General features: G+C 68.8%; 10 protein-coding genes. All 10 read right to left on the reverse strand.

What is annotated here, in order from left to right:
• Positions 1-748 (reverse strand): ferredoxin reductase domain-containing protein (locus tag Q8M82_RS13935; protein ID WP_465248082.1); only part of this gene is annotated, 748 nt, incomplete at its 3' end.
• 190 nt (positions 749-938) lie between these two features.
• Positions 939-2,732, reverse strand: coding sequence for a NirA family protein (locus tag Q8M82_RS13940; RefSeq protein ID WP_305691940.1), 1,794 nt, complete (start codon positions 2,730-2,732; stop codon positions 939-941).
• Between the two features lie 162 nt (positions 2,733-2,894).
• Entirely contained in the window at positions 2,895-3,686 is a 792-nt protein-coding gene (locus Q8M82_RS13945) for an ABC transporter ATP-binding protein (RefSeq protein ID WP_305691941.1), read from the reverse strand.
• Positions 3,687-3,696: 10 nt separating this feature from the next.
• Positions 3,697-4,605: a nitrate ABC transporter permease gene (gene ntrB / locus Q8M82_RS13950; protein ID WP_305691942.1), complete on the reverse strand. Its 909-nt coding sequence runs from the start codon at positions 4,603-4,605 to the stop codon at positions 3,697-3,699.
• 34 nt (positions 4,606-4,639) lie between these two features.
• The gene (locus tag Q8M82_RS13955) at positions 4,640-7,345 is read right to left on the reverse strand and encodes a nitrate reductase (RefSeq protein ID WP_305691943.1); all 2,706 of its coding nucleotides are present in this window, start codon (positions 7,343-7,345) and stop codon (positions 4,640-4,642) included.
• Between the two features lies 1 nt (position 7,346).
• Positions 7,347-8,561 carry an NAD(P)/FAD-dependent oxidoreductase gene (locus Q8M82_RS13960; protein WP_305691944.1) on the reverse strand — a complete coding sequence of 405 codons (1,215 nt, stop codon included), beginning with the start codon at positions 8,559-8,561 and terminating at the stop codon, positions 7,347-7,349.
• A 138-nt stretch (positions 8,562-8,699) separates the two neighbouring features.
• Complete coding sequence (locus Q8M82_RS13965) at positions 8,700-10,019, reverse strand: CmpA/NrtA family ABC transporter substrate-binding protein (RefSeq protein WP_305691945.1); 1,320 nt, start codon at positions 10,017-10,019, stop codon at positions 8,700-8,702.
• A 307-nt stretch (positions 10,020-10,326) separates the two neighbouring features.
• Positions 10,327-11,373 carry an ABC transporter substrate-binding protein gene (locus Q8M82_RS13970; RefSeq protein ID WP_305691946.1) on the reverse strand — a complete coding sequence of 349 codons (1,047 nt, stop codon included), beginning with the start codon at positions 11,371-11,373 and terminating at the stop codon, positions 10,327-10,329.
• Positions 11,374-11,403: 30 nt separating this feature from the next.
• Positions 11,404-11,988 carry an ANTAR domain-containing response regulator gene (locus tag Q8M82_RS13975; RefSeq protein ID WP_291828014.1) on the reverse strand — a complete coding sequence of 195 codons (585 nt, stop codon included), beginning with the start codon at positions 11,986-11,988 and terminating at the stop codon, positions 11,404-11,406.
• A 206-nt stretch (positions 11,989-12,194) separates the two neighbouring features.
• On the reverse strand, positions 12,195-12,311 hold the full coding sequence (locus Q8M82_RS13980) for an FCSD flavin-binding domain-containing protein (RefSeq protein ID WP_305691947.1): 117 nt from the start codon (positions 12,309-12,311) through the stop codon (positions 12,195-12,197).
• Positions 12,312-12,317: the final 6 nt, after the last annotated feature.

The raw sequence follows: 12,317 nt of genomic DNA on the forward strand, positions 1-12,317 counted from the left end.
CGGGGCCGAGCGCGCGCTGCGCGATCAGCGCCTCCCGCAGCGGGACGCCGCCGACATCGGCATGGGGCCGCGCGCCGAGCAGCGCGATGACGGCGTCCGCCAGCCGCGGATCGTTCCGGGCGACGACGCCGAAGGCATCCCCCACCACATAGTCGAGCCCGCAGCCGGAGAGATCGAACTCGACATGCCAGGTCTCCTTCTGCGAGCCCTCGCCACTGAGCTTGCGGCGGGACAGGAAGGTGGCGAGTGCCGGGTTCTCGCGGCAGCGGCCGAGAGGGCCGAGCGTCGCGGGGGCGGGCGCGTCCGCCGCAGCGGCAGGAGCAGCCGCTTCGCCCTCATCCATCAGCGTCTTGAGTTGGCGCAGCGTGTCCTTGCCGCCGGGCGCACAGAGATTGAGCCGGGCCTCGGCGCCTGAGGCGATCGCGGCCGAATAGGTCTCGCAGAGATAGCCGCACTGGCCGCAATCCTGCTGGGCCATGGCGGCGAAGAGCCGGCGCGGCAGGGGTTTGCCCTCTGCGAGTTGCATCCGCTCCGGCAGCGCTAGCGAGGGATCATGCCAGGGCGCGCCATCATCCTCGGCCTCGCCCATCACGGCGGCGTTCTGCGCCGGAGACAGCGCGGTGACGCCGGCATTGTCGAGCGAGAGCAGCCCCGCGAAGAAGCCGTTCAGCCAGGAGCGCTGTTCCTCGCTGAAGGGGGCCGTCTCCGGCAGGACCTGGACGATGGGGGATGGGGTCTGGATGGTCATCGAACCGCTCCGATCGATGAAGGGCGCGTATCGAGCAGGCGCTCATGTCCCTCAGTCCTCATCCTGAGGAGCGCCGCAAGCGCGTCTCGAAGGATGCTCCAGATGGTTCCGGAGCCTCCTGGAGCATCCTTCGAGACGCGCTCCTGCGGAGCGCTCCTCAGGATGAGGGCTTGGGGGTGACGATGCCCGCTCACGCCGCGTCTCCCGTCTGCGCGACGAGCGCCTGCAGCGCGTCGATCTCGTGGCGGCGGGCGAAGGCGACGAAGCTCTCGTCGGGCGCGGCGCGATGCGTCTGCCAGGTGCGCAGGATCGCCTCGACCAGGGCCGGCGCCTCCTCGGCCTTCACATTCGTGCGGAACTCGCGGCCGATGCCGCCCTCGACGCCGAAGCCGCCGCCGACGAAGACGTGATAGCCCGGCACGGTATCGCCGTCCTCGCCGACCGGGACCTTGGCGCCGATCAGGCCGAGATCGCCGATATAGTGCTGGGCGCAGGAGTTGTGGCAGCCGGTGAGGTGGATGTTCACTGGCTGGTCGAGCGTGAGCCGCGGCTCGCAATGCGCCGCGATGGCGAGCGCATCCTCCTTGGTGTAGGCGCCGGCGAATTTGCAGCCGGTGGCGCCGGTGCAGGCGATCAGCCCGGCTCGCAGGATCGAGGTCTGCGCCGAGAGCCCGGCCGCCTGGAGATGGGCCAGCACGTCCTCCACCCTGGCGTCTGGCACGCCGGAGACCAGCAGGTTCTGCCAGACGGTCAGGCGGATGTCGCCGTCGCCGCATTGGCGCGCGAGAGCCGCGATGACCCTCATCTGCGCGACGGTCAACTTGCCGACGGGCAGCGCCACGCCGACCCAGTTGAGGCCCGGCTGGAGCTGACGGTGGACTCCGATATGGGCGAGCCGGTCATAGACCGGCCGCGGTGCGACGAAGCTTGTGTCGACCCGGATCAGGCGGCGTCCCAGCGTCTCCTCGACGGCAGTCAGAAAACGCTCGAAGCCCCAGGCGTCGAGGACATATTTCAGCCGCGAGCGGTTGCGGTTCGTGCGGTCGCCATGGGCGATGAAGACGCGCAGGATCGCGTCCGAGACGGGAATCGCATCAGCGGGCGCCACGACGACGCCGGTGTCGCGGGCGAGGTCCTTATGGCCGGTGATGCCGCCGAGCGCGAGGCGGTACCAGATGCCCGGCGGCACGGGCTGCCCTTCGAAACGGGCGCCGTCCAGCACCTCGATCGCCTGGAAGCCGATATCGTTGGTGTCCTCCAGCGTCGCGATCGAGCCTGCGCCGTCGAAGGCGACGTTGAACTTGCGCGGCAGGCCGTAGAGCGAGCGGTCGTTGAGGATGTGGTGGTGCCAGGCGCGGGCATGGGGCCGGGTGTCGAGCAGTTCGAGCGGGTCGATGCCGGCGGTGGCCGAACCGGTGACGTTGCGGATGTTGTCGGCGCCGGAGCCCTTGGCGGTCAGGCCGAGATCGACGAGGCCTTCGAGGAAGGCCGGGCCGTTCTCGGCCGTGATCTCGCGCACCTGGAGATTGGCGCGGGTGGTGACATGGCTGTAGCCGCCGCCCAGGCGCTCGGCGAGATCGGCCACGCCCTCGAACTGCCAGGCGGTCAGGATGCCATTGGGGATGCGCAGGCGGCACATATAGCTGTTCTGCGCGGGCGCCACATAGAACAGGCCGTGATAGCGCCAGCGGAAATTGTCGTCCGGCTTGGGATAGGTGCCGGCCCCCGCCTGCTGCTTGAAGCGGGCATAGGCGTCGAAGGGGTGCTCCGCCGCCTTCCATTTCTCCTGTTCGGCGAGCTTTCCGCCGGCCGCGACGGTCCTGGCCTGCGCCTCCAGATGCTCGCGATCGGGACCTGACGGCGCGGCCGCCGGAGTCGCCCCGCCACCGAGCGGGCCGAGGCCGCGCGCCGTGCGGGCGGACTGCATGCCGGACATGAAGCCTTCGAGATAGCGCTTCTGCTCGGGGGTGAAGTCGTCGCTCATGGCCTTGCTTTTCCGGGTCGCGGGGCGCGCCCATCTCCCCGCACTGAACCGTCATCCCGGGCTTGCCCCGGGATCCATCGGAGGGCTCGACGGCGCTCTATGATGGATCCCGGAGCTCCGCTTCGCTGCGTCCGGGATGACGCGGAGGGTGGCATCAACGGCTCACGCCGCCTCGACGAAGCGGTGGCGCTCGTAGAGGAACTTGAGCACGGCCTCGCGCGCGGCGATGTAGGTGCGGTCGGAGACCAGATCGAGCCGCTTGCGGGGCCGCGCGAGCCGGACGTCGAGCACTTCGCCGATGCGGGCGGAGGGGCCGTTCGTCATCATCACGATACGGTCCGAGAGCAGCACCGCCTCGTCGACGTCATGGGTGATCATGATCATCGTGTTCCCGAGCGTGGCGTGGATCTGCATGATCGAATCCTGCAGATGGGCGCGGGTCAGCGCGTCGAGCGCGCCGAACGGCTCGTCGAGCAGCAGGATCTTCGGCTCCATCGACAGGCCGCGCGCGATGCCGACGCGCTGCTTCATGCCGCCGGAGATTTCGGCCGGGCGCTTGTCCTTCGCATGTCCCATCTGGACGAGGTCGAGATTATGCATGATCCAGTCATGCCGCTCGGCCTTCGACTTGCGGCCGCCGAAGACCTTGTTCACGGCGAGCGCGACATTGTCGTAGACGGTGAGCCAGGGCAGCAGCGAGTGGTTCTGGAAGACGACGGCACGCTCGGGGCCGGGATCGCGGACCTCCTTGCCTTCGAGCAGCACGGCGCCGGCCGTGATCGGCGTCAGCCCGGCGATGATGTTGAGCAAGGTCGATTTGCCGCAGCCGGAATGGCCGATGACCGAGACGTATTGGCCCTTCTCGATCTCGAGGCTGATGTCCTTGAGCACAGGGGTCGAGGTCGCGCCACGCTGGAAGGTTTTGTCGACATGGTCGATCTTGAGATAGCTCATGCTCGCCTCCTCAGTTGGTCAGGGTGCCGCGGGTGACGATGCTGCCGGTGAGCGCGACCAGCCGGTCGAGGACGAAACCGACCACGCCGATGTAGATCAGCGCCACGATGATGTCGGAGAGGCGCGAGGAGTTCCACGCGTCCCAGATGAAGAAGCCGATGCCGACGCCGCCGGTCAGCATCTCGGCGGCGACGATGGCGAGCCAGGACAGGCCGACGCCGATGCGAAGCCCGGTGAAGATGTAGGGCGCGGCCGAGGGCACCATGATCTTGAAGAAGAATTCGACCTGGTTCAGCCGCAGCACCTGCGCGACATTGCGGTAGTCCTGCGGGATGTTGCGGATGCCGACCGCGGTGTTGATGATCACCGGCCAGATCGCGGTGATGAAGATCACGAAGATCGCCGAGGGTTGGCTGTCGCGGAAGGCCGCGAGCGAGAGCGGCAGCCAGGCCAGCGGCGGCACGGTGCGCAGCACCTGGAAGATCGGATCGAGCCCGCGCATCGCCCAGACCGACTGGCCGACGAGCGCGCCGAGCAGGACGCCGACGATCGCCGCCAGGCTGAAGCCGATGGCGACGCGCTGGAGCGAGACCAGGATGCGCCAGCCCAGCCCGATGTCCTGGGAGCCCGCCCAGTAGAACGGCTCGACGATCAGATCCTTGGCCTCCTCCCAGATCTTGGTCGGCGGCGGCAGCGAGGATTGCGGCCCGGACGCCGCGATCTGCCAGAACAGCGCGATCAGCGCGACCGTCACCAGCGGTGGCAGCACATTGACGAGGACCGCCCTGAGCCCGGGCAGCAGCCTGGACGAGATCGGCTTGCGGGCCGGCGCCGGCAGCGGCACCACGCCCGGCTTGGCACCGGGCAGGGCGACCACCGTCGCGCCTGTCTCCACTTCCTTCAGGACGGCCCGACCCATCAGATTCTCCTCTGGTTGTCGCATCGCAGGGGGTTCATGCCGCGACCGTGGCGCGCGCCTGCGCGCCGATGCGGCGGATTTCGGGGAGGCAGGAGCCGCAATTGGTCCCGGCCTTGAGCTGGCGGCCGATCTCGTCGGGGCTTGTCGCACCGCCCGTGAAGGCTGCCCGGATCGCCGCCAGACCGACGCCGAAACAGGCACAGACGGTCGGGCCCGGATCGGCCGCGCCGTCGCGGCTGCGGCCGGCGAGCAGAGCCAGCCGGTTGTCCGGCAGCGCCGCGGGATCGGCGAAGGCGTGTTTCACGCTGTCCCAGAGCGGCAGGCCGCCGAAAGGGGCCAGGAAGAGCGCTGCGACCAGCCGGCCGTCGCGCAGGACGGCGCAGCGATAGGTGCCGCCATCGAGATCGACCATCTCGGTCAGGCCGTCTTCGCCGAAGGCATCGCGGATTGAGGCCATCAGTTCGGCCGGCCCGGAATCGGTTGCAAACAGCTGGCCCTGCCCGCCCACGATGGCGAGCTTCGCCCACCAACTGCCCTCCGGCAGGGCGAAGGCGTCGCGCGAGAGCACGAAGCCCTGCGATGCGTAGGCGACGGGCGCGATCCAAGACGGTGTCGCCTTCATTTCGGGCTGGCCGGAGAAGGGGTCGCAGTCCGGCTGGACGGTGGCGCCGATGCGCGCGTGCGAGGCCATCTCCGCGGACCAGTGGATCGGCGCGAAGAGCGAGCCCGGCTGGACGCCGGGGTCGAGCGCGACCTTGAGCACGACAGCGCCGAAAGCATTGCCGATGCGGGCGAAGCCGCCCTCGTTCAGCCCGAAGCGCGCGGCATCAGCCGGATTGACCTGAACAGACGGCTCGGAGATATGGGCGCTGAGGCGCGGGCTCAGCCCCGTGCGCGTCATCGTGTGCCAGTGATCGCGGATGCGGCCGGTGTTGAGAAGCAGCGGAACGTCTGCGCTCGTCGGATTGGCCAGGGCCGGAACGGCGAGCGGGACCATCTTCGCGCGGCCATCGGCGGTGAAGAACCCGCCCTGCGCGAAAAGGCGCGACGTCCCGAGCGGCCGGCCGGCCGGCACCGGCCATTGCACCGGCTCGAGCGCGTCATAGTCCCGCTTCGGCAGGCCGGCATGGGCGCCGATGTCGAAATCGCGCGAGCCGTCGTTCTCGAAGGCCGAAAGCGCGGCATGCTCGGCATAGATCTGGTCAGGGCCGGAATAGGCGAAGGCGTCGCCGAAGCCGAGGCGCCGGGCGACCTCGCAGAGGATCCACCAGTCCGGCCTGACCTCGCCGGGGAGCGGCAGGAAGGCGCGCTGGCGCGAGATGCGGCGCTCGGAATTGGTGACGGTGCCGTCCTTCTCGCCCCAGGCCGCCGCCGGCAGGATCAGGTGAGGCTTCGCCGAGAGCGTGTCGTTCGAGAGCACGTTCTCGGAGACGATGAAGAGGTCGAGGCCGCCGAGCGCCGCCTGCACCGCGTCGGCGCGCGGCAGCGAGACGGCCGGGTTCGTCGCTATGACCCAGAGCGCCCGGATGCGCCGGGCTTCGACCGCCTCCATCATCGCGACGGCCTTGAGGCCCTCGGTCTGCGCCATCCGCGGCGCGTTCCAGAAGCGGCCGACACGGTCGATCTCGGCCGGAGCATAGCCCATATGGGCGGCCAGCATGTTCGCCAGCCCCCCGACCTCGCGCCCGCCCATGGCGTTGGGCTGGCCGGTCAGCGAGAAGGGGCCGCAGCCCGGCCGGCCGATGCGCCCGGTGGCGAGGTGGCAATGCAGGATCGCGGCGACCTTGTCGGTGCCCTGGGCCGACTGGTTGACCCCCTGGCTCCAGGCGGTGACCACGGCCGGCGTCGCGCCCCAGAGCTCGTAGAAGCCAGCCACCATGGCCGGCGTCAGCCCGGTCCGGTCGGCGACGCTGGCGATGTTCGGCGCGATCTGGCGCGCATTCTCCAGCGCCGCCTCGTAGCCCGAGACATGGTCCGCGAGATAGCCGGCGTCCGTCAGCCCATTCGCCGCCAGATGCACGAGCAGGCCGGCGAACAGCACGGCATCCGAGCCCGGCTTGATCGCGAGCACCCGATCGGCGCCCTCGGCGGTCGCGGTCGCACGCGGGTCGATGACGACGATGCCGGCCCCACGCTCCGCCCGGTTCCGTTGCATGCGCTGGAACAGCACCGGATGGCACCAGGCGGTGTTCGAGCCGACGAGTACGATCAGATCGGCGCTGTCGAGGTCCTCGTAATTGCCCGGGACGGTGTCGGAACCGAGTACGCGCCTATGGCCCGCGACCGTCGAGGACATGCAGAGCCGCGAGTTCGTGTCGACATGGGGCGAGCCGATGAAGCCCTTCATCAGCTTGTTGGCGACGTAATAGTCCTCGGTCAGGAGCTGGCCGGAGAGATAGACGGCGACCGCGTCTGGCCCATGGGCGGCGATGGCGCCCTTCAGGCCGTCGGCGACCGCATCCAGCGCCACATCCCAGCCGACACGCTCATAGCCGCCGGTGGCATTGCGGCGCAGCGGGTGCAGCACGCGCGAGCCCAGCCCCAGCGTCTCGCCCAACGCCGCGCCCTTGGAGCACAGCCGGCCGAGATTGGCGGGATGGGCGGGGTCGCCCGCGATCGTCGCACCGCCCTGTCCGTCCGGCGTCGCGAGGACGCCGCAGCCTACGCCGCAATAGGGGCAGGTCGTGCGCACGGTGCGTTCGGTCGGGCCTGCCGCAGGAGTGGGCGCCTCGCCACGCATCTCAGGCCGCCCTCAGGGTGCAATAAGGTTCGCCGAAAGGCAGATCGGCGCGAATGGCGGAGATGTCCTGCCCCGAACGGATCAGGCCGAGATAGAACAGCGCGCCTTGCGTATCACCCACGAGGACGCAGCCGATGAGACGGCCTTGGCGGAGGACGAATTTGCGGTAGAGGCCCGCGTTGCGGTCGCGCAGCACGAGCGTCTGGTCCGCTTCGCCCGCCTCAAACCCGCCGGCCGAGAACACGCCGACGCCGCTGACCTTGAGGTTGGTCGCGAGCAGCGAGCCTCCGTAGGCGGCCGGCTTCCCCGCCAGCCGCGTAGCGAGCACGCGCGCCTGCTCATAGGCGGGCTCGACCAGCCCGTAGACGCTGCCGCGATGCTCGGCACATTCGCCGATCGCGAAGATGTCGGGGTCCTCGCTGGCCATGCCGTCATCGACGATGATGCCCTGGCCCACGGCGAGCCCGGCGGCCCTGCCGAGATCCGTGTTCGGCCGCACGCCGATGGCGATGACGACGAGATCGGCCGGGATCACCTCTCCGTCCGACAGCTCGACGCCCTCGACGTCGTCGGTGCCGACGAAGCCCTTCGTCGCCACACCGAGACGCAAGGCGATGCCGCGCGCGCTGATCGCCGATGCCAGCAGGGCCGCACCCTCGGCATCGAGCTGGCGCTCCATCAGCCGATCGACGAGATGCAGCAGCGTCACCTGTCCCCCCGCCCTAGACAGGCCGTAGGCCGCCTCGATGCCGAGCAGGCCGCCGCCGATGACGACGATGCGCGCGCCGCGGCTTGCGCGCTCGCGCAGGGTCCGGACATCGGCCATGTCGCGGAAGGTCATCACGCCCGGCAGGTCGCTGCCCGGCAGCGGTGGCCGCACCGGCTTCGAGCCGGTCGCCAGGACGAGCTTGCCATAGGGCAGCGTTGCGCCGTCCGCGAGGGTCACGGCTTTGACGGCACGATCGATGGCGGTGACGCCGCGGCCGTAGAAGGTCGAGACGCCACGCGCCTGCCACCAGGCGGCCGGCTTCAGTTCGACATCGGGCTCGCCGATCTCGCCGGCCAGGAGCGGCGAGAGCAGGACGCGATTATAGGCCAGCCGCGGCTCCTCGCCGATCACCGCGATGGCATGGCGGCCGAGCGCGCGCTGGCCGAGTTCCTCGACCAGCCGCGTCGCGGCCATGCCCTTTCCGACGATGACGAGGGGCTCGGCCATCGGCTCAGGCACCCACCGTCATTGCGAGCGAAGCGAAGCAATCCAGACGACAGGGCGCCACGCCCTCCTGGATTGCATCGTCGCTGCGCTCCTCGCAATGACGAGGAGCGCTTGAGCGATAGGTGGCGAAAATCGTCATCACGCCACCCGCTTGATCTTGAGCGCCTTGAGATAGTCCATCGGCGCGGCGGGATCGAACTTCACGCCGTCGAAGAAAGTCTCGACGCCGCGGGAATCGGCGGTCGGGGCGCCGGCGACGCCGAGCGTCCTCGCCGCCTCACGCCAGAGATCGGCGCGGTTGGTCTTGTCGACGAGGGCCTTGATGTCGATCGTCGGCTCGAACTTGCCCCAGCGGATGTTCTCGGCGACGAACCAGGTGTCGAGGCTCTTCCAGGGGTAGGAGGTCGAGCCGCCCTCGCCCCAGAACTTCATCTGGAGATTGGTGCCCTTCATCTCGCGGCCATTGCCGTAATTGATGTCGCCGAGCAGGCGCTTGTTGATGTCGTTGACGGGGACGTTGAACCACTGGCGCTTGCCGACGATCTCGGCGAGTTCCTGGCGGTTCTCGCGCTTGTCGGCCCACATCTGGGCTTCCATGACGGCCATCAGAATCGCCTGCGTCGCCTTCGGATTGGCGTCGACGAAATCGGCCCGCATGCCGAGGATCTTCTCGGGGTGGCGGGCCCAGAGTTCGCCGGTGGTCAGCGCGGTGTAGCCGATGTTCTGATTGACGAGCTGCTCATTCCAGGGCTCGCCGACGCAGAAGCAGTCCATCGTGCCGACCTTCATGTTCGCCACCATCTGCGGCGGCGGCACGGTGATGACCTTGATGTCGGTGTCGGGGTCGATGCCGCCGGCGGCGAGCCAGTAGCGGATCCAGAGGTCGTGCGTGCCGCCCGGGAAGGTCATGGCGGCGGTCAGCTCCTTGCCCGCCGCCTTCTTGCGCTCGAAGGCCTGCTTCAGCGGTGAGGAATCCTTCTGGACGTTGAGGTCCTTGTATTCGTTGGAGACCGAGATCGCCTGGCCGTCCTCGTTGAGGTTCAAAAGCGTGTACATCGGCAGCGGCTGGTTGTTCTGCATCACCTTGCCGGTGGCGTAGAGATGCGTCTTCGGGCGCAGGATGTGGCCGCCGTCGATGCCGTTGTTCTTGAAGCCGAGCGCCATGTTGTCGCGCGTCGCGCCCCAGCTCGCCTGCTTGGCGATATCCATGTCCGGCAGGCCATATTTCGCGTAGAGCCCCTTCTCCTTGGCAATGATCAGCGGCGAGGCGTCGGTCAGCGCGATGTAGCCGAGACGCGTGCCCTTGATCTCGGGGCCTGCGCCCTGCGCGAAGGCCCCGGACGGCAGCGCGAGCCGCGCGGCGCTGAGCAGCGCGGCGGCCCCCGAGAGCTGCAGCAGTCGACGGCGACCGACCTTGCTGGCGTTCGCTTTCGGCCTGGTCTCGATTGTCTTGGTCATCGATCGCCTCTCGGTATGGGGAAACAAGGCCCGCCTGCCGCCGAACACGAAAAACGCCGCGCGAATGCACCCGTGGGCACGTTCGACAGCGGCGTTGCTGTGCAGTTCCGGTTCGGAGGATGGCGCGGGCAGCGTTGGCCGCGTTGGGTTAATCTCTACAAGGATCGTGCCAGTTGGCGCCGCCGACGTTGCTGTCTTGAATTACAACAACTTGCCATGCTCGCAGCGGTCGGAGGCGCGGCCGCACAGGCTCGATACAGCGCACAAATCGAGCGCGCCTGCCTAATTCCGCGCCATCTGCGCGGAATTAGGCGGTCTCGCCCGGAAAGGCGGCGGGCCGGAAGACCGCCTTCGCCTGCTCCAGCATTCCGGGCGTTGGCCTGACCTGCCCCGCGCTTTCCATCCCCGCCAGGATCCAGGCGGCATGCTCCGGCACGGGCCGCAAGGCCTCGCGATCGAAGCGGACGAAGCGCTCGACCTGGCGCGGGGGGCGGCCTGCGCCCTGAAGCAGGTTGAAGCGCAGCACGGGCTCGAGGATCTCTACGGGCAAAGCGAGCCGGTCGGGCGCCGACAGATGCGCCGCGAAGCGCGGGATGTTGGCGGGGTCGCAGGCCCAGTCGCTGGCGCGCAGGATCGCCGCGGTGAGTTTCTGGACGGCGGCCGGGCGGCGCTCGAGATCGTCGGCCTGCCAGGCCAGGACCTTGTCGGGGCAGTCGCGCCGCAGATCCGTGCTGGTATGGACCATCGCGCCGACACCGGCGGCGACGGCCGCGGCATTCCAGGGCGCTCCGGCGCAGAAGCCGTCGACGCGGCCGCTGCGCAGGGCCTCCACCGTCTGCGGCGGCGGCACGACCTCGAAGCGGATATCCGTGCCCAGGGAGAGCCCGGCCTTCGCCAGCCATTCGCAGATCAGATAGGTGTGGCTGGAGAAGCCGAAGACCGCGGCCAGCGTCAGGGGCGGCAGTCCCGAGGCCTTGCGCCGCGCCACCAGCGCCGCCAGCGCCCTGGCCGAGACGGCGGTGTCGGCCATGTCGCCCTCGGCGAGGCGCGCGAGTTCTTCATAGCGCCGCAACGTCACCGTGATCGCGGCCCCGTCGAGGTTGAGCGCGAGGGGCACCGCCATCGGCGCCCGTACGCCGCCGACGCCGAGCGTCGCGGCGATGGCTGCGGGCCCGAGCATATGGGCCGCGTCGAACAGGCGGATGTTCAGCTTGTCGCGCAGATTCGACCAGGAGACCTCGCGCACCAGTTCGAGGTTCAGCCCCTCGGCCTCGGCGAAGCCCTCGTCCTTCGCCAGCACCACCAGTGCGCAATCGACCAGCGGCATGAAGCCGACCCGGAGATGCAGTGTCATGTCAGCACCTCGGCCATGTCAGCATCTGGGTCATTTCAGGACCTCCGCGGCCGTAATGATCGAGCGGGCGATGTCGACCAGCTTGCGCTTGTCGTTCATGGCGGTGCGCCGCAGCAGGGCATAGGCCTCCTCCTCCGGCAGGTTCTTCATGCGCATGACGATGCCCTTGGCCTTGTCGACCAGCTTGCGCTCCTCGAGCTGGGAGCGGGCCTCGTCGAGTTCCTCGCGGAGTTTGCGGAAGGCGTTGAAGCGGCTGATGCAGGTCTGCAGGATCGGCTGCATCCGCTCCTTCTTCAGCCCGTCGACGATGTAGGCGGAGACGCCGGCCTCGACCGCAGCCTCGATCGAGGCGGAATCCGACTGGTCGACGAACATGGTGATCGGCCGCCGGATGTGACGGCTGACCAGGAACATGTCGGCCAAGGCGTCGCGGCTGGGATCTTCGAGATCGATGACCACCACGTCGGGATCGTGCTGCTCGATGGCGGCGACGAGCCCGGTCGTCGCGGAGACGCGCACGAGTTCGCGATAGCCTGCCTCGCGGAGCCCTTCCTCGATGATCGTGGCGCGCAGATTGTTGGCGTCGACGATCAGGATCCGTAGATTGGGCACCATGCCGCTGCGCACTGGGTTCGGGCTCGGCTGGGATCTATTCACGAACCGTGCCACGCGATGACCGGCTCCCCGTCTGGATCACGATCCGAGCAGCGGCGCATGCAGCCCCCGTTCAAGGTGGATGTCCCAGGCCGGGAACCGCCTCACCAACACGCGAAGTCGACGGGCTGGAGTGACCTGAGCGGCACGCCATGATGCGGGGGCGCTCAGCCGAACATGTCGGCGGTGATAGCGGCATACCAGCCCATGTTCTCGGCCTGGTTCTCCTTGCGGAGGGCATCGCTCTCGCCCGGCTGGGAGACGAAGGTTTCGGTCGCCGTGATCTTGCC

This window comes from Allobosea sp., from assembly GCF_030694325.1.
GTDB lineage: Bacteria > Pseudomonadota > Alphaproteobacteria > Rhizobiales > Beijerinckiaceae > Allobosea.

Bases quoted from the DNA above. Each gene is read 5' to 3' on its own strand.
- Q8M82_RS13965 (WP_305691945.1), bottom strand. From the start codon at position 10,019: ATGACCAAGACAATCGAGACCAGGCCGAAAGCGAACGCCAGCAAGGTC.
- Q8M82_RS13975 (WP_291828014.1), bottom strand. From the start codon at position 11,988: ATGGTGCCCAATCTACGGATCCTGATCGTCGACGCCAACAATCTGCGC.
- Q8M82_RS13960 (WP_305691944.1), bottom strand. From the start codon at position 8,561: ATGGCCGAGCCCCTCGTCATCGTCGGAAAGGGCATGGCCGCGACGCGG.
- Q8M82_RS13955 (WP_305691943.1), bottom strand. From the start codon at position 7,345: ATGCGTGGCGAGGCGCCCACTCCTGCGGCAGGCCCGACCGAACGCACC.
- ntrB (WP_305691942.1), bottom strand. From the start codon at position 4,605: ATGGGTCGGGCCGTCCTGAAGGAAGTGGAGACAGGCGCGACGGTGGTC.
- Q8M82_RS13940 (WP_305691940.1), bottom strand. From the start codon at position 2,732: ATGAGCGACGACTTCACCCCCGAGCAGAAGCGCTATCTCGAAGGCTTC.
- Q8M82_RS13945 (WP_305691941.1), bottom strand. From the start codon at position 3,686: ATGAGCTATCTCAAGATCGACCATGTCGACAAAACCTTCCAGCGTGGC.
- Q8M82_RS13970 (WP_305691946.1), bottom strand. From the start codon at position 11,373: ATGACACTGCATCTCCGGGTCGGCTTCATGCCGCTGGTCGATTGCGCA.